At 72.8% G+C, this 21,640-nt stretch carries 14 protein-coding genes; 13 read left to right on the plus strand and 1 reads right to left on the minus strand.

What is annotated here, in order from left to right:
* Position 1 precedes the first annotated feature (1 nt).
* The 11 genes from ACFCY7_RS18070 (at position 2) to galE (ending at position 18,116) form a co-directional block, all read left to right on the plus strand.
* A complete protein-coding gene (locus ACFCY7_RS18070) occupies positions 2-1,930 on the plus strand; it encodes a TIGR03960 family B12-binding radical SAM protein (RefSeq protein WP_376486035.1) in 1,929 nt (642 codons plus the stop codon).
* A gap of 75 nt (positions 1,931-2,005) precedes the next feature.
* Positions 2,006-3,487 carry a hypothetical protein gene (locus ACFCY7_RS18075; RefSeq protein WP_376486036.1) on the plus strand — a complete coding sequence of 494 codons (1,482 nt, stop codon included), beginning with the start codon at positions 2,006-2,008 and terminating at the stop codon, positions 3,485-3,487.
* Positions 3,488-3,609: 122 nt separating this feature from the next.
* Complete coding sequence (locus ACFCY7_RS18080) at positions 3,610-4,401, plus strand: TIGR03936 family radical SAM-associated protein (RefSeq protein WP_376486084.1); 792 nt, start codon at positions 3,610-3,612, stop codon at positions 4,399-4,401.
* Between the two features lie 233 nt (positions 4,402-4,634).
* Complete coding sequence (locus tag ACFCY7_RS18085; protein ID WP_376486039.1) at positions 4,635-8,453, plus strand: Rne/Rng family ribonuclease; 3,819 nt, start codon at positions 4,635-4,637, stop codon at positions 8,451-8,453.
* 245 nt (positions 8,454-8,698) lie between these two features.
* Complete coding sequence (gene rplU / locus ACFCY7_RS18090) at positions 8,699-9,019, plus strand: 50S ribosomal protein L21 (protein ID WP_015033583.1); 321 nt, start codon at positions 8,699-8,701, stop codon at positions 9,017-9,019.
* A gap of 13 nt (positions 9,020-9,032) precedes the next feature.
* On the plus strand, positions 9,033-9,287 hold the full coding sequence (gene rpmA / locus ACFCY7_RS18095; RefSeq protein ID WP_003976205.1) for a 50S ribosomal protein L27: 255 nt from the start codon (positions 9,033-9,035) through the stop codon (positions 9,285-9,287).
* A gap of 107 nt (positions 9,288-9,394) precedes the next feature.
* On the plus strand, positions 9,395-10,834 hold the full coding sequence (gene obgE, locus ACFCY7_RS18100; RefSeq protein WP_376486043.1) for a GTPase ObgE: 1,440 nt from the start codon (positions 9,395-9,397) through the stop codon (positions 10,832-10,834).
* A gap of 368 nt (positions 10,835-11,202) precedes the next feature.
* Positions 11,203-12,840, plus strand: a complete 1,638-nt coding sequence (locus tag ACFCY7_RS18105; RefSeq protein WP_376486045.1) for a glycosyltransferase — start codon at positions 11,203-11,205, stop codon at positions 12,838-12,840.
* A 205-nt stretch (positions 12,841-13,045) separates the two neighbouring features.
* The gene (locus ACFCY7_RS18110; RefSeq protein ID WP_376486047.1) at positions 13,046-15,829 is read left to right on the plus strand and encodes a CDP-glycerol glycerophosphotransferase family protein; all 2,784 of its coding nucleotides are present in this window, start codon (positions 13,046-13,048) and stop codon (positions 15,827-15,829) included.
* On the plus strand, positions 15,822-16,979 hold the full coding sequence (locus tag ACFCY7_RS18115) for a glycosyltransferase (protein ID WP_376486049.1): 1,158 nt from the start codon (positions 15,822-15,824) through the stop codon (positions 16,977-16,979). The genes ACFCY7_RS18110 and ACFCY7_RS18115 overlap by 8 nt, the downstream gene beginning before the upstream one ends.
* 144 nt (positions 16,980-17,123) lie before the next feature.
* Positions 17,124-18,116 carry a UDP-glucose 4-epimerase GalE gene (gene galE, locus ACFCY7_RS18120; RefSeq protein WP_376486051.1) on the plus strand — a complete coding sequence of 331 codons (993 nt, stop codon included), beginning with the start codon at positions 17,124-17,126 and terminating at the stop codon, positions 18,114-18,116.
* Between the two features lie 186 nt (positions 18,117-18,302).
* Here the strand turns inward: galE and ACFCY7_RS18125 are convergent, their stop codons facing one another.
* Complete coding sequence (locus tag ACFCY7_RS18125; protein ID WP_376486053.1) at positions 18,303-19,865, minus strand: hypothetical protein; 1,563 nt, start codon at positions 19,863-19,865, stop codon at positions 18,303-18,305.
* Between the two features lie 250 nt (positions 19,866-20,115).
* On the opposite strand from ACFCY7_RS18125, the gene ACFCY7_RS18130 reads away from it, so the two are divergent.
* Entirely contained in the window at positions 20,116-21,111 is a 996-nt protein-coding gene (locus ACFCY7_RS18130) for a glycosyltransferase family 2 protein (protein WP_376486055.1), read from the plus strand.
* Positions 21,111-21,617, plus strand: coding sequence for a GtrA family protein (locus ACFCY7_RS18135; protein ID WP_376486056.1), 507 nt, complete (start codon positions 21,111-21,113; stop codon positions 21,615-21,617). The genes ACFCY7_RS18130 and ACFCY7_RS18135 overlap by 1 nt, the downstream gene beginning before the upstream one ends.
* Positions 21,618-21,640: the final 23 nt, after the last annotated feature.

The raw sequence follows: 21,640 nt of genomic DNA on the forward strand, positions 1-21,640 counted from the left end.
GATGTCTGCTGCCGAGTCTGTCTTCCCGCAGCTCGAAGCTCTGCTCCCGCACGTGCAGAAGCCGATTCAGTACGTCGGTGGAGAGCTGAACTCCACGGTCAAGCCCTGGGAGTCCGCCGACGTCCGCTGGGCGCTGATGTACCCGGACGCGTACGAGGTCGGCCTGCCCAACCAGGGCGTCATGATCCTGTACGAGGTGCTGAACGAGCGCGAGGGCGTCCTCGCCGAGCGCACCTACAGCGTGTGGCCGGACCTCGAAGAGCTGATGCGGGAGCACGGCGTACCGCAGTTCACGGTCGACTCGCACCGCCCGGTGAGCGCCTTCGACGTCTTCGGCCTGAGCTTCTCCACCGAGCTCGGCTACACGAACATGCTCACCGCCCTCGACCTGGCCGGCATCCCGCTGGAGGCGAAGGACCGGACCGTCGACCACCCGATCGTGCTCGCCGGCGGCCACGCCGCCTTCAACCCCGAGCCGATCGCGGACTTCATCGACGCGGCGATCATCGGCGACGGCGAGCAGGCCGTCCTCGACATGACCGAGATCATCCGCGCGTGGAAGGCGGAGGGCCGGCCGGGCGGGCGCGAGGAGGTCCTCTTCCGCCTCGCGAAGACCGGCTCGGTCTACATTCCGGGCTTCTACGACGTCGAGTACCTGCCGGACGGCCGCATCGGCCGCGTCGTGCCGAACAAGTCCGGCGTGCCGTGGCGCGTCTCCAAGCACACCGTCATGGACCTCGACGAGTGGCCGTACCCGAAGCAGCCCCTCGTGCCGCTCGCGGAGACCGTCCACGAGCGCATGTCCGTCGAGATCTTCCGCGGCTGCACCCGCGGCTGCCGCTTCTGCCAGGCCGGCATGATCACGCGCCCCGTGCGGGAGCGAAGCATCACCGGCATCGGCGAGATGGTCGAGAAGGGTCTCAAGGCGACCGGCTTCGAGGAGGTCGGCCTCCTCTCGCTCTCCTCCGCGGACCACACCGAGATCGGTGAGATCGCGAAGGGCCTGGCCGACCGCTACACGGACGACAAGGTCGGTCTCTCCCTGCCCTCGACCCGCGTGGACGCCTTCAACGTCGACCTCGCCAACGAGCTGACCAGGAACGGCCGCCGCTCCGGTCTCACCTTCGCCCCCGAGGGCGGCTCCGAGCGCATGCGCAAGGTCATCAACAAGATGGTCTCGGAGGAGGACCTGATCCGGACCGTCTCCACCGCGTACGGCAACGGCTGGCGCCAGGTGAAGCTGTACTTCATGTGCGGCCTGCCGACGGAGACCGACGAGGACGTCCTCCAGATCGCCGACATGGCGATGAACGTGATCGCCGAGGGCCGCAAGGTCTCCGGCCAGAACGACATCCGCTGCACCGTCTCCATCGGCGGCTTCGTCCCCAAGCCGCACACCCCCTTCCAGTGGGCCCCGCAGCTCTCCGCCGAGGAGACCGACGAGCGCCTGCGGAAGCTCCGCGACAAGATCCGCGGCGACAAGAAGTACGGCCGCTCCATCGGCTTCCGCTACCACGACGGCAAGCCCGGCATCGTCGAGGGCCTCCTCTCCCGCGGCGACCGCCGCATCGGTGCCGTCATCCGCGCGGTCTACGAGGACGGCGGCCGCTTCGACGGCTGGCGCGAGCACTTCTCGTACGACCGCTGGATGGCCTGCGCCGAGAAGACGCTTCCCGACTTCGGGGTCGACGTCGCCTGGTACACCACCCGCGAGCGGACCTACGAGGAGGTCCTGCCCTGGGACCACCTGGACTCCGGTCTCGACAAGGACTGGCTCTGGGAGGACTGGCAGGACTCGCTCGACGAGACCGAGGTCGAGGACTGCCGCTGGACCCCGTGCTTCGACTGCGGCGTCTGCCCGCAGATGGACACCCACATCCAGATCGGCCCCACCGGCAAGAAGCTGCTGCCGCTGTCGGTCGTCAAGTAGTCCGATCGGGTAACGCTCCGGCGACGGCCCGGCGCGAGGGGAAACCCTCCGCCGGGCCGTTGCGTCATTTCCGGCATGACCATGGAGAACCCGTCGCCTCCGCCGGCACTGATCCGCATCCCCGTCCGGATCGTCGTGCTGCTGATCGTCCTCCCCGTCCGCATGTCCTGGGACGCCCTGACGGCCGTGGCCCACTTCCTCCACCGCACCCTCCTCCGCCCCACGGGACGGGCCCTGACCCGGCTGCTCACCGGCCTGAACCGCGGTCTCCGCCGGGTCCTCACCGCCGTCGGCCACGGCATCGGCCGGCTCCTCCACCACACGGTGGCCCGCCCGTCGCGCTGGCTGCACCGCACGGTCCTGGCACCCGTGGGGCGCGGGATTGCGTGGGTGTCCAGCGGGGTGGGCCGAGGCCTCGCGCGGGTGTGCACCGGGGCCGGGCGGGGGTTGGCGTGGTTCTTCGTCCGGGTGGGCCGCGGGCTCGCCCGGTCGCTCACGGGGTTGGGCCGCGGGCTCGCCTGGTCGCTCACCGGACTGGGCCGCGGGCTCGCCGGCGGGGCCGGTTGGTTGTGGCGGGGACTGTCCGCGGCCGGCCTCTGGCTGGGGAAGGCCGTGTTCGTGTGGCCCTGGGTGGGGCTGTGGCGCCACGTGGTCGTGCCCGTCTGCCGGTACGGGATCGCGGTACCAGCCGCCTGGCTGTACCGGGAGGTCCTCACACGACTCGGCACGGCGCTGCTGTTCCTCCTGGAGAAGCTCGTCCTCATCCCCCTCGCCGCGCTCTTCCGCCACCTCCTCGTCCCGCTCTTCCGGTACGGCGTGGTCGTGCCCGCCGTATGGCTCGACCGGTACGTGCTGAGCCCGCTGGGCCGGGGCATCGGCCGGGCGTTCCGGCAGGTCGGGCGGGGCCTCGGGTGGTTCCTCCCGCGGGTCGGGCACGGGCTGGCGGTGACGGCGGTGTGGCTGGCGAAGGCCCTGTTCGTGTGGCCGTGGGCGGGGCTGTGGCGGTACGTGGTCGTGCCGGTGGGCCGGTACGGCGTCGTGGTCCCCGTCCGATGGCTCTGGACGCGGATCCTGGTGCCCGTCGCGCGGGAGGTGCGGGACGCGCTCGGGATGTGCTGGCGGGTCGCCGGGTTCGTGTCGCGGGCCGTCGGACGGGCGGTGAAGTGGGTGGCGTGGAACCTGGTCGGGCGGCCCGCCGCCTGGGCGTGGACGCGGATCGCCCGACCGGCCGGGCGCTGGGCGCGGGACCGCGTGTGGGCCCCGGCCCGCAGGCTCGCCGCCACGGTCGGGCGGGCGGCGCGGGAGGCACTGGCCTCGGCACGCGCCGGCGTGCGGGAGGCGCTCGCGTCGGGCCGCGCGACCGTCCGCGACGCGCTCGCCTCGGCGCGCGCGACCGTGCGGGAGGCCCGCCGGGACACCTGGCGAGCCCTGGTCGGCGGAGCACGGATGACCGAGCCCGGGGAACCGGGAGCGGCCCGGGCGCGTACTCTGGGTAGTACAACGAACGTCCCCGGCGCGGCGCCCGCCCCCGAGATCTCCCTGCGAAAGCGGGGGTGAACCGGGCGGGACCCCCAGGGCAACCCGTACATCTCGTGGACGGCGCCACCCGCGCCGCCCCGCACCGAGGAGAAGAACCACTGGGCAAGCGACAGCCCGAAGGCCCGCCGCCCGCACCGGCGGTGCAGCGCATCCGACTGCGCTACACCAAGCGCGGCCGCCTCCGGTTCACCAGCCACCGTGACTTCCAGCGCGCCTTCGAGCGTGCGCTGCGCCGCGCCGAGGTGCCCATGGCGTACTCGGCCGGCTTCACCCCGCACCCCAAGGTGTCGTACGCCAACGCCGCCCCGACGGGTACCGGCTCCGAGGCCGAGTACCTGGAGATCGCGCTGACCCAGGCGCGCGACCCCGAGACGCTGCGGGCCCTGCTCGACGAGTCCCTGCCGGCGGGCCTCGACATCACCGACGCCGTCGAGGCCCGGACCTCCGGACTCGCCGACCGGCTCACCGCCTCCGTGTGGGAGCTCCGGCTCGAAGGCGTCACGGTCGAGGACGCGACGAAGGCCGTCGAGGCGTTTCTCGCGGCCGAGACGGTGGAAGTACAGCGCAAGACCAAGAACGGCGTCCGTACCTTCGACGCCCGCTCAGCGGTCACCGAGCTGACGGCAGCACGTCCCCAGGGCGATCCCCAGGGCGATAGGCCGCTGGACAGCGCCTGTGCGATACTGCGCCTGGTTGTTCGGCACGTGACACCTGCCGTGCGACCCGACGACGTCCTGTCCGGTCTCCGAGCTGTGGCCGACCTGGCGCCGCCGGTCCCCGCTGCGGTGACCAGGCTGGCGCAGGGGCTCTTCGACGAGGAGTCCGGCACGGTGACCGACCCGCTCGCGCCCGACCGCGAGGCAGTCACGGCCGCTTCTACCACGGCCGCCGCGACCACCTCTGCGACGGCGCCGGGTGCGGGTACCGCGTAGGGAGCGGTCGTTGTAGCGCAGCCCTGGCACTCGGGAGCCACCTGGGTCGGGCAGCGCACTGACCAGGAGACTTTCGCCAGGCCGTCCGCACAGGGCGTACGGAACCGGCGAGCCAGACACAGAGCTCCCGTGCGGCGCCCGCGCCCCGGACGGCGGCACCGCGCCACAGGCGCGACCGTGCCGCCGGACCGGAACCAGGCGCGGCGCCCGGGAGCGTGACGGGAGAACCCCGCATGCTCGAGTCCAACGAAGACACCAATGCCCCCGGTGACAAGCTGCCGCCGCGCCGCAGGCGCCGCGCCGCTTCCCGCCCCGCCGGTCCGCCGGTGACGGGCGCGACCGCCGATTCCGCCGAGACCACGGCGGCCCCCGAGGCCGCGGCCGTGGAGGCCGCCCCGGTCGAGGCCGAGGCCGCGCCGCCGGCCCGCACCCGCCGCCGTGCCATCCGCAAGGCCACCGCCCCGGTCGTCGAGACCGCGGCCGTGGAGACCCCCGTGGCCGAGGCCGTCGCCCCGGTCGCCGAGGCCCCGGTCGTCGCCGAGGAGGCCGCCGAGGCCGCTCCGGCGCGTCCCGCGCGCCGCCGTGCCACCCGCAAGGCCACCTCGCCCGTGACCTCCCCGGCCGCCGCCGAGGAGCCCGCGGAGCCGACCGAGGCCGCCCCGGCCGTCGCCGAGGAGCCCGTGGAGGAGGCCGCCCCGCCGGCCCGCACCCGCCGCCGCGCGACCCGCAAGGCCACCGCCCCCGCCGTCGTCGCGGACGTCGCCGAGGAGGCCGCGGAGGCCGCGGAGCCCGTGGCCGCCGCCCCGGCCGTCGAGCCGGTCGTGGAGGCCGCCCCGGTCGAGGCCGAGGCCGCGCCGCCGGCCCGCACCCGCCGCCGTGCCACCCGCAAGGCCACCTCCCCCGAGGTGGCCACCGAGGCCGCCGCCGGCGAGTCGCTGCCGTCGTCCACCGTCGCGCAGATCGCCGCCGAAGAGGCCGAGGTCGCCGCCGCCGAGACCGCCGCCACCCGCGGCCGCGGCCGCCGCCGCGCGACCTCCCCGCAGTTCACCTCCGAGCCGGCCCCGGCCAGGGAGTCGCGCCGCGCCGCGCGCCCGTCCGTCGCCGTCTTCCAGGCCCCGGTCTTCACCGAGCCGATGTTCCAGACCCCGGAGACCGCCGCCGCGGCCGCCGCCGCCGTCGCGGTGGAGCCGGAGGAGGACGAGACGGTCGAGGAGATCGAGGTCGTCGAGGCCGAGGTCGAGGTCGAGGCCGTCGAGGCACCGGAGCCCGCCGAGCGCGCCGAGACCGGCTCCCGCCGTCGCCGCCGCCGCCGCGGCGAGCCCGTCGCCGTCGAGCCCGTCCCGGCCACCGTCGCCGACGAGCCCGAGGTCGAGGCCGTCGCCGACGAGGCCGAGGAGGCAGACGAGGCCGAGGAGACGGACGAGTACGAGGACCGCCCGTCCCGCCGTCGCCGTCGCGGTGGCCGCCGCCGCCGCCGCGGTGAGCTCACCGAGGTCGAGGAGGCCGAGGAGGGCGAGGAGCCGCACGCCGAGGACGAGGCCGAGGAGGCCGAGGACGGCGAGGACGAGTCGGACGAGGCCGAGGGCTTCACCGGCGGTTCCAGCAGCTCCCGTCGTCGCCGCCGCCGTCGCCGCCGCAGCGGGGACGCCGCCGCCGACGCCGAGGGCGCCGACGAAGAGGGCGTCCGCACGGTCGTCAAGGTCCGCGAGCCCCGCCCGGCCCGCGAGAAGGCCGAGCCCGGCACCGGCGCCGACGAGGTCCAGTCCATCAAGGGCTCGACCCGCCTGGAGGCCAAGAAGCAGCGCCGCCGCGAAGGCCGCGAGCAGGGCCGCCGCCGCGTCCCGATCATCACCGAGGCCGAGTTCCTCGCCCGCCGCGAGGCCGTCGAGCGCGTCATGGTCGTCCGCCAGAACGGCGAGCGCACCCAGATCGGCGTCCTGGAAGACAACGTGCTCGTCGAGCACTACGTCAACAAGGAGCAGGCCACCTCGTACGTCGGCAACGTCTACCTGGGCAAGGTCCAGAACGTCCTGCCGTCCATGGAGGCCGCCTTCGTCGACATCGGCAAGGGCCGCAACGCCGTCCTGTACGCCGGTGAGGTCAACTTCGAGGCGCTCGGCATGGGCAACGGCCCGCGCCGCATCGAGAGCGCCCTCAAGTCCGGCCAGTCGGTCCTCGTCCAGGTCACGAAGGACCCGATCGGCCACAAGGGCGCCCGCCTGACCAGCCAGGTCTCGCTGCCCGGCCGCTACCTCGTGTACGTGCCCGAGGGCTCGATGACCGGCATCAGCCGCAAGCTCCCGGACACCGAGCGCGCGCGCCTGAAGACCATCCTCAAGAAGATCGTCCCCGAGGACGCGGGCGTCATCGTGCGCACCGCCGCCGAGGGCGCGAGCGAGGACGAGCTGCGCCGCGACGTCGAGCGCCTGCAGGCGCAGTGGGCCGACATCCAGAAGAAGGCCGCCCAGATCTCGACGTCCGCGCCGAGCCTGCTCTACGGCGAGCCGGACATGACCGTCCGCGTCGTCCGCGACATCTTCAACGAGGACTTCTCCAAGGTCATCGTCAGCGGCGACGACGCGTGGGAGACCATCCACGGGTACGTCTCGCACGTCGCGCCCGACCTGGCCGACCGCCTGTCCAAGTGGACCAGCGAGGTCGACGTCTTCGCGACCTACCGGATCGACGAGCAGCTCATGAAGGCGCTGGACCGCAAGGTCTGGCTGCCGTCCGGCGGCTCGCTGGTGATCGACAAGACCGAGGCGATGATCGTCGTCGACGTCAACACCGGCAAGTTCACCGGCCAGGGCGGCAACCTCGAAGAGACCGTGACGAGGAACAACCTCGAAGCGGCCGAGGAGATCGTCCGCCAGCTGCGCCTGCGCGACCTCGGCGGCATCGTCGTCATCGACTTCATCGACATGGTCCTGGAGTCCAACCGCGACCTGGTGCTGCGCCGCCTCCTGGAGTGCCTGGGCCGGGACCGGACCAAGCACCAGGTGGCCGAGGTCACCTCGCTCGGCCTGGTGCAGATGACCCGCAAGCGGGTCGGCCAGGGCCTCCTGGAGTCCTTCTCCGAGACCTGCGTCCACTGCAACGGCCGCGGCGTCATCGTGCACATGGAGCAGCCGGCCACCGCCGGTGGCGGTGGCGGCGGCAAGCGCTCGAAGAAGCGCGGCCGCGGCGGCGCCGAGCACGTCCACGAGCACGAGCACGAGCAGGTGGAGGCCCCGGAGGCCGACACCGAGGTCGAGACCGAGGCCGAGGTCGCGGCGGAGCTCGCCGCCCCGATCGCCCTGCCGGAGCCGATCGCCGCGGACGAGGAGCTGTACGGCTCCGCCGCCGAGGCCGAGGCCGCCGCCACGCGCGGTCGCGGCCGTCGCCGCGCGACCCGCCGGGTGTCCGCCCCGGTCGCCCCGGCGCCGGTCGTCGAGACCGAGGCCGTCGTGTACGAGCCGGAGCCCGTCGCCGCCCCGGCGCCGGTCGTGGAGCCCGCGCCCGTCGCCGAGGCGCCGGCCGAGCCGGTGGTCGAGGAGACCGCCGCCCCGGCCCCGCGCGGCCGCCGCCGCGCGACCCGCCGGGTGACCTCCCCGGTCGTCTCCACCACGGAGACGGTCGCCGAGGTCGTCGCCGAGCCGGTCGTCGTCGCCGAGCCGGTCGTCGAGACCGCCCCGGAGCCGGAGCCCGTCGTGGAGCCGGTCGCCGAGCCCGTCGTCGAGGAGGCCCCCGTGGCCGCCGCGCCGCGTGCCCGCCGCCGGGTGGTCCGCAAGGCCACCGCTCCCGCCGGTTCGCCCGCGGGCGCCGAGGAGGCCGCCGTCGTCGTGGTGACCGCGGCTCCGGCCGAGGCCCCCGAGGCGCCGGCCGACGCCGACACCGAGGCCGCCCCGGCCAAGAAGACGGCGGCCCGCAAGACCGCCAAGAAGGCCACGGCCAAGAAGGCCGCCACCAAGAAGACGGCGGCGACCAAGAAGACCGCGGCCAAGAAGACCACCGCCAAGAAGGCCCCGGCCAAGAAGGCGGCGGAGAAGACCACGGCTCCGGCCCAGGACTGATCCACCGGGTGCGGGCCGTCCCTCCACGGGGGCGGCCCGCACCCGCTCGGGCGAATTTGACCCCTTGTGGCAGCCGCCCGTAACCTAGACCGTCGGCGTGTCTGATCGACACGTCGCGCCTCTGAGCACCTCCCTCCCGCTCGTCGGGAGAGGCCGCTCGTCCGATTCCGGAACGCCGCGGGCCCCCGGGCCCGTGTGAGCGGCTGGCTTCAGAGGTTCCCATCCCGAGTGAGAGAGAGATCCGCGTGTACGCCATCGTGCGCAGCGGTGGTCGCCAGCACAAGGTTGCTGTCGGCGACATCGTTGAGGTTGACAAGATTTCCACTGCCAAGGTTGGCGACACGGTCGAGCTCTCGACCCTGCTCGTTGTCGACGGCGACGCCGTGACCAGCGACCCGTGGGTCCTGGCCGGTATCAAGGTCACGGCCGAGGTCGTGGACCACCACAAGGGCGCCAAGATCGACATCCTGCGCTACAAGAACAAGACCGGCTACCGCCGTCGCCAGGGTCACCGCCAGCAGTACACGGCGATCAAGGTCACCGGTATCCCCGCGGCTGCGAAGTAAGAGGGACTGAGACATGGCACACAAGAAGGGCGCATCGTCCACCCGGAACGGGCGCGACTCCAATGCCCAGCGGCTCGGCGTGAAGCGCTTCGGCGGTCAGGCCGTCAACGCTGGTGAGATCCTGGTCCGCCAGCGCGGCACCCACTTCCACCCGGGCGCGGGCGTCGGCCGTGGCGGCGACGACACGCTGTTCGCCCTGCAGGCCGGTGCGGTGCAGTTCGGCACCCACCGTGGCCGCAAGGTCGTGAACATCGTTCCGGTCGCCTGATCGGAACTCTTTGCGGAGGCGGACCTCACTTCCCGTACGGGAAGCGGGTCCGCCTTTCGCGTGTTACTAGATAGACATTCCGCACGTAACTCTCTGGAGGCACACCCATGACCACCTTCGTGGACCGCGTCGAGCTGCACGTCGCCGCGGGTAACGGAGGCCACGGCTGCGCCTCCGTTCACCGGGAGAAGTTCAAGCCGCTCGGCGGACCCGACGGCGGCAACGGCGGTCGTGGCGGCGACGTGATCCTGGTCGTCGACCAGGCGATCACCACGCTGCTCGAGTACCACCACTCGCCGCACCGCAAGGCCACCAACGGCCAGCCCGGCGCCGGCGACAACCGCTCCGGCAGGGACGGCCAGGACCTCGTCCTGCCCGTGCCCGACGGCACCGTCGTCCTCGACAAGCAGGGCAACGTCCTCGCCGACCTCGTCGGCCAGGGCACCACCTTCATCGCCGGCCAGGGCGGCCGCGGCGGCCTCGGCAACGCGGCCCTGTCCTCGGCCCGCCGCAAGGCCCCCGGCTTCGCGCTCCTCGGCGAGCCCGGCGAGGCCGGCGACGTCGTCCTGGAGCTCAAGACGGTCGCCGACGTGGCGCTGGTCGGCTACCCGAGCGCGGGCAAGTCCTCGCTCATCTCCGTGCTCTCGGCCGCCAAGCCGAAGATCGCCGACTACCCCTTCACGACGCTCGTCCCGAACCTGGGCGTCGTCACCGCCGGCTCGACCGTCTACACGATCGCAGACGTGCCCGGCCTGATCCCCGGCGCCAGCCAGGGCCGCGGCCTGGGCCTGGAGTTCCTGCGCCACGTCGAGCGCTGCTCCGTCCTCGTCCACGTCCTCGACACCGCGACGCTGGAGTCCGACCGCGACCCCGTCTCCGACCTCGACATCATCGAGGAGGAGCTGAAGCAGTACGGCGGCCTCGAGGACCGGCCCCGGATCGTCGTCCTCAACAAGATCGACATCCCGGACGGCCAGGACCTCGCGGACATGATCCGCCCGGAGCTCGAAGAGCGCGGCTACCAGGTGTTCGAGGTCTCCGCAGTCGCCCGTACGGGCCTCAAGGAGCTCTCCTTCGCCCTCGCCGGCATCGTCGGCGAGGCGCGCGCGGCCAAGCCGGTGGAGGAGGCGACCCGCATCGTCATCCGCCCGAAGGCCGTCGACGACGCCGGCTTCACCGTCATCTACGACGAGGCCGAGGACGTCTACCGGGTGCGCGGCGAGAAGCCCGAGCGCTGGGTCCGCCAGACCGACTTCAACAACGACGAGGCCGTCGGCTACCTCGCCGACCGCCTCAACCGCCTCGGCGTCGAGGACCGCCTCCTCAAGGCCGGCGCCCGCGCCGGCGACGGCGTCGCCATCGGCTCCGACGACAACGCCGTCGTCTTCGACTGGGAACCCTCGATGATGGCCGGCGCCGAAATGCTCGGCCGCCGCGGCGAGGACCACCGCCTCGAAGCCCCCCGCCCCGCCGCCCAGCGCCGCCGCGACCGCGACGCCGCCCGCGACGACGCCCAGCGCGAGTACGACGAGTTCGACCCGTTCTAGCGGGTCCGGGCGCTGCGCCCCTCCGCCGGTCGGAGTCCGGCGCAGCCGCCCGACGCCGGTGAGGCCCCCTGGGGCCGAGCCGTGTGAGGGGGGCGGGAGTGGGTTCTGCCCACCGCCTCGAAGCCCCCCGCCCCGCCGCCCAGCGCCGCCGCGACCGTGACGCCGCCCGCGACGACGCCCAGCGCGAGTACGACGAGTTCGACCCGTTCTAGCGGGTCCGGGCGCTGTGCCCCTCTGCCGGTCGGAGTCCGGCGCAGCCGCCCGACGCCGGTGAGGCCCCCTGGGGCCGATTGCCCGGGTCCGTCCGGCCAGCCCCCGCGGTTTCGGGGGCGGGCCGGGTGGGGGAGGGGCTCCCGTAGGATTCTCGGGTGAGCGAGAGTGCCCCCCCGCAGGTCCCGGACCGTGTCAGTGTCGTCGTCATCGCCTACAACGACGCGGTGCACGTCGGCGACGCGATCCGGTCCGCCCTCGCGCAGGGGGACGCGGTCGGCGAGGTCGTCGTCGTGGACGACGCGTCCGGGGACGACACGCCCGGGGTGCTCGCAGGTTTCGCGGACGAACCGAGGGTCCGGCCGCTGATCCGGACCGAGAACAGCGGCGGCTGCGGGACGCCCCGCAACGACGGTGTGGCCGCCGCGGTCCACCCGTACGTCCTGTTCCTGGACAGCGACGACCTGCTGGTGCCCGGCGCCGTCGACGGGCTGCTGGCCGTCGCGACCGCCGAGCGCGCGGACGTCGTCGCCGGCGTGTGCGTGCGGCGTGAGCTGCCCGAGGGTCGCGAGACGGTGTGGGCGCCGTCGCTGTACGACGTCTCGCACGGGGCGACGCTCCCGGGGACCGTGCTGGAGGGCATCGAGGAGCACCCCGAGTTCGTCCTGGACACGCTGTCCGTCAACAAGCTCTACCGCCGCGACTTCCTCGACGCGCACGCGATCCGCTTCCCCGACGGCGCCTTCCACTACGAGGACTTCGTCTTCAGCGCCCGCGTCCAGGCCGCCGCCCCGCGCCTGGCGGTCACCGACGTGCCGGTGTACGTGTGGCACGTGCGGCGCCAGGCCGCGACCCTGTCGATCTCGCTGCGCCGCGCCTCGCTGGCGAACTGGGAGCACCGGATCGCCGCGCACGCCGCCGTCGTCGACGTGTTCCGCGCCGCGGACCGCCCCGCGCTCGCCCTCGCCGCGCAGACGAAGTTCCTCGACTACGACCTCCCCATGTACCTGCGCGAACTGCCGCAGCGGACGGGTTCCTACCGGACCGACTGGTGGAAGGCGACCCGCGCCCACCTGGCCGGTTTCGACGCCGCCGCCGTCGCGGCGGCGCAGGCGCCGTCCCGCTGGCTGCACGCCGCGCTCACGGCCCTGGTCGACGCGCCCGAGGGCGGCGAGCTGACCCGGTTCGTCGAGCTGGCCGCGCCCACGCCCAGGCTGGTCCCCCCGTACCCCCGTGCCGAGGACGGCACCCCGGTGCTGGCCGCCGCCCCCGCCGACGTACCGCTGGACGGTCTCGCGGAGCTGGCGCCGGCCGAGCTGCCGGTCGCCGTGGACGGGGAGGTGGCCGTCGGCGGGACGACCCGGCTGACCCTGACCGTGCACGACCTGTACGGCCGGGTCGGCGCGCAGCGCCCCACCGCCCTGAAGGTGGAGTTCACCGAGCGGGTGTCGGCGGAGGAACTGCCGGTCGAGGCGCCGCTGGTCCCCGCCGCCGGGGGCTGGACCGCCACCGTGCGGGTGCCGACCGCGCGGCTGCTCCGGCCGGGCCGACTCGCCGCGTGGTCGCTCCACGCCGAGCTGCGGTACGAGGACGGCTCGACCGGGCGTGTCGAGGTGCGGGCCCCGCGGGGCTTCGCGGGCCGGCGGGGCGTCGTCGCCGGACGGCTCGGGCGGCCCCTGCTCGTGCAGGTGGTGGCCTCGGCGCGGCGCGGGCTCGTCCTCCGGCTCGCCGGGGGCGCGGTCGGCGCCCGCCAGGTGCTGTCGGGACGGTTCAAGAGGCTCCTTGCGATGCGGTGAACATCACCGAAGGTGCGGCGGAGCAATTATGGAACAATTCATCCCGCCGGTAGTCTTGCCGGTCGCTGGGTGGCGCTGATCGGACAGGCTGGGGCGGCACCCGACACCACCGAAGCCGACACGCGCCGTGACCCGGGGCGCGGGCAGCGCCGTGGCGAGTCGGCCAGGCGCCGGATTGGCCGCACGCACTTGTGAGAGGACTTGGATGCCGACTAACGACGTCCCTGATGTGAGCGTCGTCATCATCGTCTACAACGATGAGGAACGGCTCCCGCGAGCGGTCCGGTCGGTGCTCGACCAGACCCTGAACAACCTCGAAGTGATCATCGCCGACGACTGTTCGACCGATGGCACCGAGCGCGTCGCGCGTTCTCTGGAAGCCTCCGACCCGCGCGTGCGCTACGTGCGCCTGGAGCAGAACAGCGGCGGCTGCAGCGCGCCCCGCAACCGCGGCATCGAGGTCGCGCGCGCCCCGCACGTCATGTTCCTGGACAGCGACGACGAGCTGCCCCGGCACGCATGCAAGAGCCTGCTCCTCGTCGCCGAGGAGACCGGCGTCGACTTCGTGACCGGCGAGGTGACCCGTCTCTTCGAGGAGACGAACACCACCGGCCTCTGGTACCCGCACCTCTTCACCGAGCGCCGGGTCGTGAACGGCATCGCCGAGCGGCCCGAGTACTTCTTCGACCACCTGTCGACGAACAAGCTCTACCGGACCGCCTTCATCCGGGACAACGCCCTCACCTTCCCCGAGGGCATCCACTACGAGGACCAGCTGTTCTCCGCGCAGGCCTTCTCGCTCGCGGAGTCCTTCGCCGTCGTCCCGTGGTCCGTCTACACCTGGCGCCTCGCGCCGGAGAGCGTCTCCATCTCCTCCAGCCGCCACAAGATCCAGAACGTGGTGGACCGCATCGGCGTCGCCCGGCTGATCGACGCATGGTTCGAGGAGACCGGCCGCGCGGGTCTGCGCGCCGAGAAGGACTACAAGTTCCTCCGCCACGACTTCCGCCTGTACCTGGGCGACCTGGTCTTCCGCGACCTCGAGTGGATCGCCGAGTTCGCCGACGTGGTCAGCCCGTACCTCGACGAGATCGCGGACGAGACCTACGCCCGGCTCTCCCGCGAGGAGCGCATCTGCATCCACCTGCTGCGCACCGGCCGCCTGGAGGAACTCCAGGTCGCCGCCCGCCAGCTGGGCCGTCCGCAGCTCGCCCCCCGCTTCGTGACCGAGGTGGACGGGGCCGCCTACTGGGGTGCCGTCGCCCCCGCCGACGACGCGAGCCGCGCCGAGCTGGACATCAGCGAGTGGCACATGGGCCGCCAGGTCCTCACCAGCGGCCGTCTCCGCCACGAGCTGACCTCCGTGAAGATGCGCGGCCCGGTCCTGTGCTTGGAGATCCGCACGTACGACCCGGCGGGTCTGATCACCGACGGCACCGTGGCCTCGATCAAGCTGGCCGCCCACAAGAAGCCGCTGTCGGTGCCGCTGGTCCTCCGCCCCGACGGCGACGGGCAGTACGTGTCCGCGGCCGAGCTCGACCTGCGCAAGGTGCCGGTCGGCAAGGTCGGCGTGGCGACCCGCAGGCACCCGGTCGTCGCCCTGGAGCGCGACGGCGCCCACCGCACGGACGTCCTGCTGGCCGAGCACGACCAGCCCGACTACCGCGCCACCGTGACGTACCACAAGTTCGGCATCCACTACCTCCGCGTCAAGGCGGAGCAGAAGGGTGCCGGCCGCCTGGAGGTGACCTGGCAGCGGTCCGGCGTCCTCAAGTCGCTCGAACCGCTCGGCCCGTACGCCCGCAAGGCGAAGGCCAAGGTCGGCAAGGTCAAGAAGATCCTCGTCGGCAACGAGGGCAAGGCCACGGCGTACGACGTCGTCTCCAAGCTGCCGCGCAAGCGCAGCCTCGCCGTCTTCGAGGCGATGGAGGGCCGCGGTTACGCGGACAACCCCCGTTACATCTACGAGGAGCTCAAGCGCCGGAACCTCCCGATCGACGTGGTCTGGGTGTACTCCGGCAACCGTGCCTCGTTCCCGAAGGGCGTCCCGGTCGTCCGGCGCGGCAGCTTCGCGTACGGTCGCGCGCTGGCCCGGGCCACGTACTGGGTGGACTCCCACAACCTGCCGTACCTGTACCCGAAGCCGAAGGGCACCCGGTACCTGCAGACGTGGCACGGGCAGACGTTCAAGGCGATGGGCTTCGACGTGCCGTCGCTGCGCCAGGCGTCGGCCGCCGAGCAGGAGCAGTTCCGGGCGGGCGTGGCCCGCTGGGACGCGCTGGTCTGCCCGAGCGCCGAGTTCGAGCGGACCTTCGTGCCGGCCTTCGAGGTCTCGGCCGACCTGATCCGCTCCGGCTACCCGCGCAACGACGTGCTGGTGCGCTGGGCCGAGCCGGAGCAGCAGGCCAGGGTGGCCGCCGCCCGCGAGGCCCTGCACATCCCGGCCGACCGCAAGGTGCTGCTCTACGCCCCGACGTTCCGCGACGCGGCGCGCCGCACGGGCCAGTCGGTCCGGGTGGACTTCGAGGAGCTGGCCCCGTACCTGTCCGACGAGTGGGTCATCGTGGTGCGCACCCACCCGTACGACAACTTCAAGATCGCCCCGGAGCTCGGTCACTTCCTCCGCGACGGGTCCACGTTCGCCGACATCAACGACCTGATGCTGCTGTCGGACGCGGTCCTCACGGACTACTCGTCGCTGATGTTCGACTACGCCAACACCGGCCGTCCGATCCTGCTCTACACGGACGACTACGAGGCCTACCGGGGCGGCGACCGCGGCACGTACTACGACCTCGAAGAGATCGCGCCCGGTCCGATGCTGACGACCACCGAGGACCTCGCGGCCGCCGTGCGGGACCTGGACGGCGTCCAGGAGCGGCACGCGCAGCGGTACGCGCGCTTCCAGGAAATGTTCTGCTCGTACGAGACCGGCCACGCCAGCAAGATGGTGGTCGACGCTTTTTTCGAAGGCGGCACCCATGACTGAGGCCTCCCCTGCCCGCAAGAACGTGTTCTTCGTCGGCATCGACGTCGACTCGATGGGCGGATCCCAGCGGGTGCTGCACACCCTCGCCCAGGGCATGGGGGAGCGCGGTCACCGGGTGGAGCTGATCGGCATCCGCCCGAGCCCCGAGCCCTTCCCGTACAACGCCGAGCGCACCTACCGGCACACGACGCTCTACCCGGCGCCCGTCGAGCCCAAGTCGCCCGTGCGCACGGTCGGGGACCGGCTCAGCCTGGCGCGGCGCGCCGAGACCCGGCGGGCCAGGGCCGAGCGCGACCACGCGCGCGCGGAGCTGGAGCGGAAGCTCGCCGAGGTGCGGGACGGCTACATCGTCTTCGGCTCGCCGTGGGCGGTGGACTGGATCATGCCGCTGAAGTGGCGGCACCTGAAGGGCATCGGGCAGTACCACGAGTCCTTCGCGCAGGCGAAGCGCAGCGCCAACCTGTCGCTGATCCGGCGTCACTACCCGGAGCTCGAGCAGACGCTGGTGCTCTCCGAGGGCGACGCGGTCGAGTTCGTCAACCAGCGCGTGCCGAACGTGCGGGTCATGCCGAACCCGCTGCCGTTCTACCCGGACGAGAAGGCCCCGCTCGACACCCGCAAGATCGGTGCGGTCGGCCGTCTCGACCCGATCAAGCGGTACGACCGGATGATCGAGGCCTTCGCGCAGGCCCACAAGGGCCGCGAGGGCTGGGAGCTGCACCTCTTCGGCGAGGGTCCGCTGGAGAGCGAGCTGCGGATGACCGCCGCCGACCTCGGCGTCGCCGACCAGGTCGTCTTCCGCGGCACGGCCAAGGACATGGCGTCCGCCTACCGCGAGCTGTCCATCGTCGCGATCAGCAGTGAGCGCGAGGGCCGGCCGATGGCGCTGGCCGAGGCCGCCGCCTGCGGTGTGCCGTGCGTGAGCTTCGACGTCTCCGGCGGTGTCCGGGAGCTCGTCGCGGACGGCGTCACCGGCACCCTGGTCCCGCCGGCGGACGTGCCGGGTCTGGCCGCCGCGCTCGGCGAGCTCATGGACGACGGCGAGCTGCGGCAGCGGTACGGCAGCGCCGGGCGTGAGCACGTCGCGCACCTGGCACTGCCGCACGTGCTCGACCAGTGGGAGTCGGCGTTCGAGGAGATCGACCGCTAGAACCGCCCGCTGGAACCGCCCGTGAGCCCCGCCCGCGACCCCGCCGGAAGCCCTTCCGGCCGGGCTCCGGGCGGGGCTCCCGTGTGTCCGGGGCCGCTTCCGGAGCCCCCGGAGGGGTCCGGGCGCTGTGGCTACACTGTCCGAATGACCTGGCTCATCACCGGCGGCGCCGGTTACATCGGTTCCCACGTCGTCAAAGCAATGACCGAGGGCGGCGAGCACGTCGTCGTGGTCGACGACCTCAGCACCGGCAACCCCGCGCGCGTCCCCGAGGGCATCGTCCTGGAGCAGGGCACGGTCCTCGACCGCGAGTTCCTCGACCGCGTGCTGCGCGAGCACCGGATCAAGGGCATCGTCCACCTGGCCGGCAAGAAGCAGGTCGGCGAGTCCGTCGAGAAGCCGCTGTACTACTACCGCGAGAACGTGACGGGCCTCCAGGTCATCCTCGAAGCGGCGGCGGCCGCGGGCGTGAAGAGCTTCCTCTTCTCCTCCTCCGCCTCCGTCTACGGCATGCCCGACGTGGACCTCGTCACCGAGGACACCGAGTGCCTGCCCCTCAGCCCGTACGGCGAGACCAAGCTCGTCGGCGAGTGGATGGCGCGCGCCGCCGGCCAGGCGAACGGCCTGTCCACCGCCTGCCTGCGGTACTTCAACGTGGCGGGCGCCGCGGCCCCCGAGCTCGCCGACACCGGCGTCTTCAACCTGGTGCCGATGGTCTTCGAGCGCCTCGACGCCGGCGAGTCCCCGCGCATCTTCGGTGACGACTACCCGACGCCGGACGGCACCTGCATCCGCGACTACATCCACGTCGCCGACATCGCGGACGCGCACCTGGCCGCCGCCCGCGCGCTCGTCGCGGCGGGCGAGGCCGGCGAGACCGCCACGCTGACCCTGAACATCGGGCGCGGCGAGGGCGTGTCGGTGCGCGAGATGGTGAACCTCATCAACGAGATCACCGGCCACAGCGTCGAGCCGCTGGTCACCCCGCGCCGTCCGGGCGACCCGGCGCGCGTGGTCGCCTCGGCGGAGCGCATCGAGTCGGAGCTGGGCTGGAAGGCGCAGCACGACGTCCGCTCCATGATCACCTCCGCCTGGGAGGGCTGGGGCGCGAACCGCGCGGCCCGCACCGCCGGCTGACGCCGCCGATCCACACGCGAGGCGGGGTGCCCCCGACGGGGCACCCCGCTTTCGTGCGCCGGCTTTCGTGCGCCCGTCTTCGCGTGCCCGCCTTCGTGTACCGGTCTTCGTGTGCCGGCCGTCCGGCGGGATCCGACCGGGGCCGTCCTGCCGATCAGGCCGGGTTCTCCTCCGGGCGGGACACCCCTAGGGCGTCCTGGGCGTGTCCGGCGGCCGGTGGATGCGGTCCACGCCGTAGTACGTGGCGGTGCACCGCGCCGCCCAGTCCCGCTCGTAGGAGGAGGCGAACAGGGGCTCGCTGAGGCCGCCGATGAGGAGTGGCCGGTAGGCGACGTCCCGGGCGCCCGCCGCCGCCTCGGCGCGGATCCGGGCGTTCTGGCGGTCCCAGGCGACGCTCCGCACCACCGTGGCCGTGGTCAGGTCGTACACCGGCTGCACCAGGGCGGCGGCGCCGCCGAGGGCGACGGCGCCCGTCGCGACCAGCGCGGCGGCCCGTGCGGCCGGGCGTGGGACGGGGGTCAGGAGGCGCCGGCCGAGCAGGTGGCCGCCCCACGTGCCGTACGCGCAGAGGGCGAGCAGGAGCGGGAAGAGGAAGCTCGTCCAGGTGCGGCCGTAGGTCCAGCCGGTGTCGCCGTAACCGCTGCGCAGTCCGTGGACGACGGCCAGGCTCGCGAGGGCGACCAGCGGGACCGGCAGGAGCACCACGACGCGCAGGAGCCGGCGCGGGGGGAGGCCGGCGGGGCGGTCGCGGCCGCCCGTCCGGTCCCGCTCGGGCCGGACGGCGACCAGGGCCAGGCCGAGGAGTACGCCGACGGCGACGGCTCCTGCGTACGCCCCCTGGCCGCCGATCGTCTGCCAGACGCGCCACCAGTCGTGGAACGTCTCGCCGATCTGCGCCATCGACAGCGGCTCCTGGGGGTGCTGCTCGCGCCGCCACCGGGCGCCGGGCGAGGTGTAGAGGAGGGCGAGGCCGGTGGCGAGCCCGAGGCAGGCCGCCGCGCACCAGGTGGAGACGTACCGGTCCTGGGTCCAGCCGAGCCGGGGCAGGCAGAGGACGCCGGTGGTGGCGGCGAGCAGCCCGGCCACCAGGGTGAACGGTTCGCTGAGCATGCCGAGCGCCGCCCCGGTCACCAGCGCGGATCCCACCGCCGCGCCCCTGGCCCACCGCGGCGCGCCGTGCGCTGCCCGGACGGCGGCGAGCACGGCCCAGAGGCCGATCACGCTCGGCAGGGTGTGGGAGATGGTCGCCGGCGCCCACAGCAGTACCTGGTACGTGCGGGTGCCGGCGAAGAACAGCAGCGCCGAGAGGAGGGCCGCGGCGGCCACGAGCGGCGCGGCGGGCGGCCGGGGGAGGCCCAGGGCGCGCAGGGCCGCGCGGCCGAGGAAGAACAGCCCGCCGCCGAGCGCGACCACGAGGACGGCGGGCAGGAGCTTCGGTCCCCGCATGTCGCCGGTGTAGATCAGGCCGGTCAGGAAGGCGTTGGTGACGCGTCCGTTCTGGGTGCCGTAGAAGTCGGCGGTGATCCCCAGGACGCCCATGTCCCGGGTCTTCCAGAGGGCGCACCAGTCGTCCGACGTGGGGCGCACGTAGAGACCGAGGAAGGCCCCCACCGCGAGCAGGGCCGCCGCGCCTGCGGCGACCACGAGGGCGACCCCGGACGAGGCCCGCCGAAGGCCCTCGCCGTCGGCGTCCGCTCCGTCCTCCCGCGCCCGCGCGTCACCGTGCTCCGAGATGGTGGTCCTGCTCAACGGTCATCGCTCCAGCCGTCCACGGTCCGTGGCGCGTCGTCCTAATGGGTGACGAATGGGTGAAATGCCACGTATATCAATATCTTCCCCGCATGCTTTGCTGCATGGACGACATGCCGACCGGGGGCGGTCACTCGGGCGACGCCAGGTCGTCACCGCCGCTCCGTACCGTGGCCGAGCTGCTCGCAGGAGAGCTCGGTGGCGGTCCGTCAGGACGTACTCTTGCCCATCCCTCTGGAGTGACCGTTCCATGACCAGGCTTTCCGTCGTCGTCCCCTGCTACAACGAGGAGGACGTCGTCGAGCGGTTCGACGCCCGCATGCGACAGGTGCTCGACACCCTCCCGGTGGGCTACGAGATCTGCTACGTCGACGACGGCAGCTCCGACGGAACGCTGGGCAAACTGCGCGAGATCGCCGCCCGGCACCCGCACCGCACCCAGTACGCCTCCTTCAGCCGCAACTTCGGCAAGGAGGCCGCCATGCTCGCGGGCCTCCGCAAGTCCACCGGCGACGCCGTGGTGATCATGGACGCCGACCTCCAGCACCCGCCCGAGCTGCTCGCCCGGATGCTCGACCTCTACCACCAGGGCCACGACCAGGTCATGGCCCGCCGCACCCGCGAGGGCGACAAGAAACTCCGCTCGGCGCTCAGCCGCATGTACTACCGGGCCGTCAACCGCTGGGTCGACGTGGAACTCACCGACGGCGTCGGGGACTTCCGGCTGCTCTCCCGCCCCGCCGTCGACGCCCTGCTCTCGCTGCCCGAGTACAACCGCTTCTCCAAGGGACTCTTCTCCTGGATCGGCTTCGACACCGTCACCTTCGACTACCAGAACGCCGCACGCGAGGGCGGCGAGACGAAGTGGAAGTTCAGCTCCCTGGTCAACTACGGCATGGACGGGCTGATCTCCTTCAACAACCGGCCCCTGCGCATCGCCCTCTGGCTCGGGATGACGCTCAGCGGCCTCGCCGTCCTCTACGCGGTCTGGGTGACCGCGGCGGCCCTCACCCAGGGCGTCACCGCCCCCGGATACGTCACCCTCGTGGCGATCATCGTGGGGCTCGGCGGCGTGCAGATGGTGATGCTGGGACTGATCGGCGAGTACATCGGCCGCATCTACTACGAGACCAAGCGCCGCCCGCACTTCCTCGTCAAGGAGACCCACCGCTCTTTCGGCCGCGCGGCCGCCGAGCGCGCCGCCGCCGAGCGCATCCGCGTCGTGACCGCCGACCGGGAGCGCTGATGGCCGAGGCCCGGGGGAGCGGTCCGCGTCCGGAGGCCGGTTCGCGTCCGGAGGCCCCTCCACGGCGGGAGCGGCTCGCACAGATACTCCGCTTCGCCCTCGTCGGCGGGGTCAACACCGGCACGTTCTTCGGGTGCTACCTGCTCCTCCACCCGTGGATGCCGTACTTCGCCGCGTACTCCCTCGCCTTCCTCCTCAGCATGATCGGCTCCTTCTTCCTCAACACCTACTTCACCTACCGCACCCGTCCGACCTGGAAGAAGTTCGCCCTCTTCCCCCTCACCAACGTCACCAACTACCTGGTGCAGAGCGTCGGCCTCTACGCGCTCGTCACCTGGGCCGGGATGGACGACCGGATCGCGCCACTCGTCGCCGCCGTCGTCGCGATCCCCTTCACCTACCTCGTCTCCCGGCGGATCCTGGTGCCCCGGAACACCGGGCAGAGCTCGGCCGCGCCCGGTCCAGAGAGCGAAACGGACGAGCGGCGGCACTCCCGGCTCGCGTAGATTGCCTGGCAGCCGCGGCGGGG

Source organism: Streptomyces sp. NPDC056361, from assembly GCF_042262805.1.
Taxonomy (GTDB): domain Bacteria; phylum Actinomycetota; class Actinomycetes; order Streptomycetales; family Streptomycetaceae; genus Streptomyces.

Excerpts from the sequence above, each read along its gene's own strand:
- ACFCY7_RS18070 (WP_376486035.1), top strand. The coding sequence starts at position 2 with ATGTCTGCTGCCGAGTCTGTCTTCCCGCAGCTCGAAGCTCTGCTCCCG.
- ACFCY7_RS18075 (WP_376486036.1), top strand. The coding sequence starts at position 2,006 with ATGACCATGGAGAACCCGTCGCCTCCGCCGGCACTGATCCGCATCCCC.
- ACFCY7_RS18085 (WP_376486039.1), top strand. The coding sequence starts at position 4,635 with ATGCTCGAGTCCAACGAAGACACCAATGCCCCCGGTGACAAGCTGCCG.
- rpmA (WP_003976205.1), top strand. The coding sequence starts at position 9,033 with ATGGCACACAAGAAGGGCGCATCGTCCACCCGGAACGGGCGCGACTCC.
- obgE (WP_376486043.1), top strand. The coding sequence starts at position 9,395 with ATGACCACCTTCGTGGACCGCGTCGAGCTGCACGTCGCCGCGGGTAAC.
- ACFCY7_RS18110 (WP_376486047.1), top strand. The coding sequence starts at position 13,046 with ATGCCGACTAACGACGTCCCTGATGTGAGCGTCGTCATCATCGTCTAC.
- ACFCY7_RS18115 (WP_376486049.1), top strand. The coding sequence starts at position 15,822 with ATGACTGAGGCCTCCCCTGCCCGCAAGAACGTGTTCTTCGTCGGCATC.
- galE (WP_376486051.1), top strand. The coding sequence starts at position 17,124 with ATGACCTGGCTCATCACCGGCGGCGCCGGTTACATCGGTTCCCACGTC.
- ACFCY7_RS18130 (WP_376486055.1), top strand. The coding sequence starts at position 20,116 with ATGACCAGGCTTTCCGTCGTCGTCCCCTGCTACAACGAGGAGGACGTC.
- ACFCY7_RS18135 (WP_376486056.1), top strand. The coding sequence starts at position 21,111 with ATGGCCGAGGCCCGGGGGAGCGGTCCGCGTCCGGAGGCCGGTTCGCGT.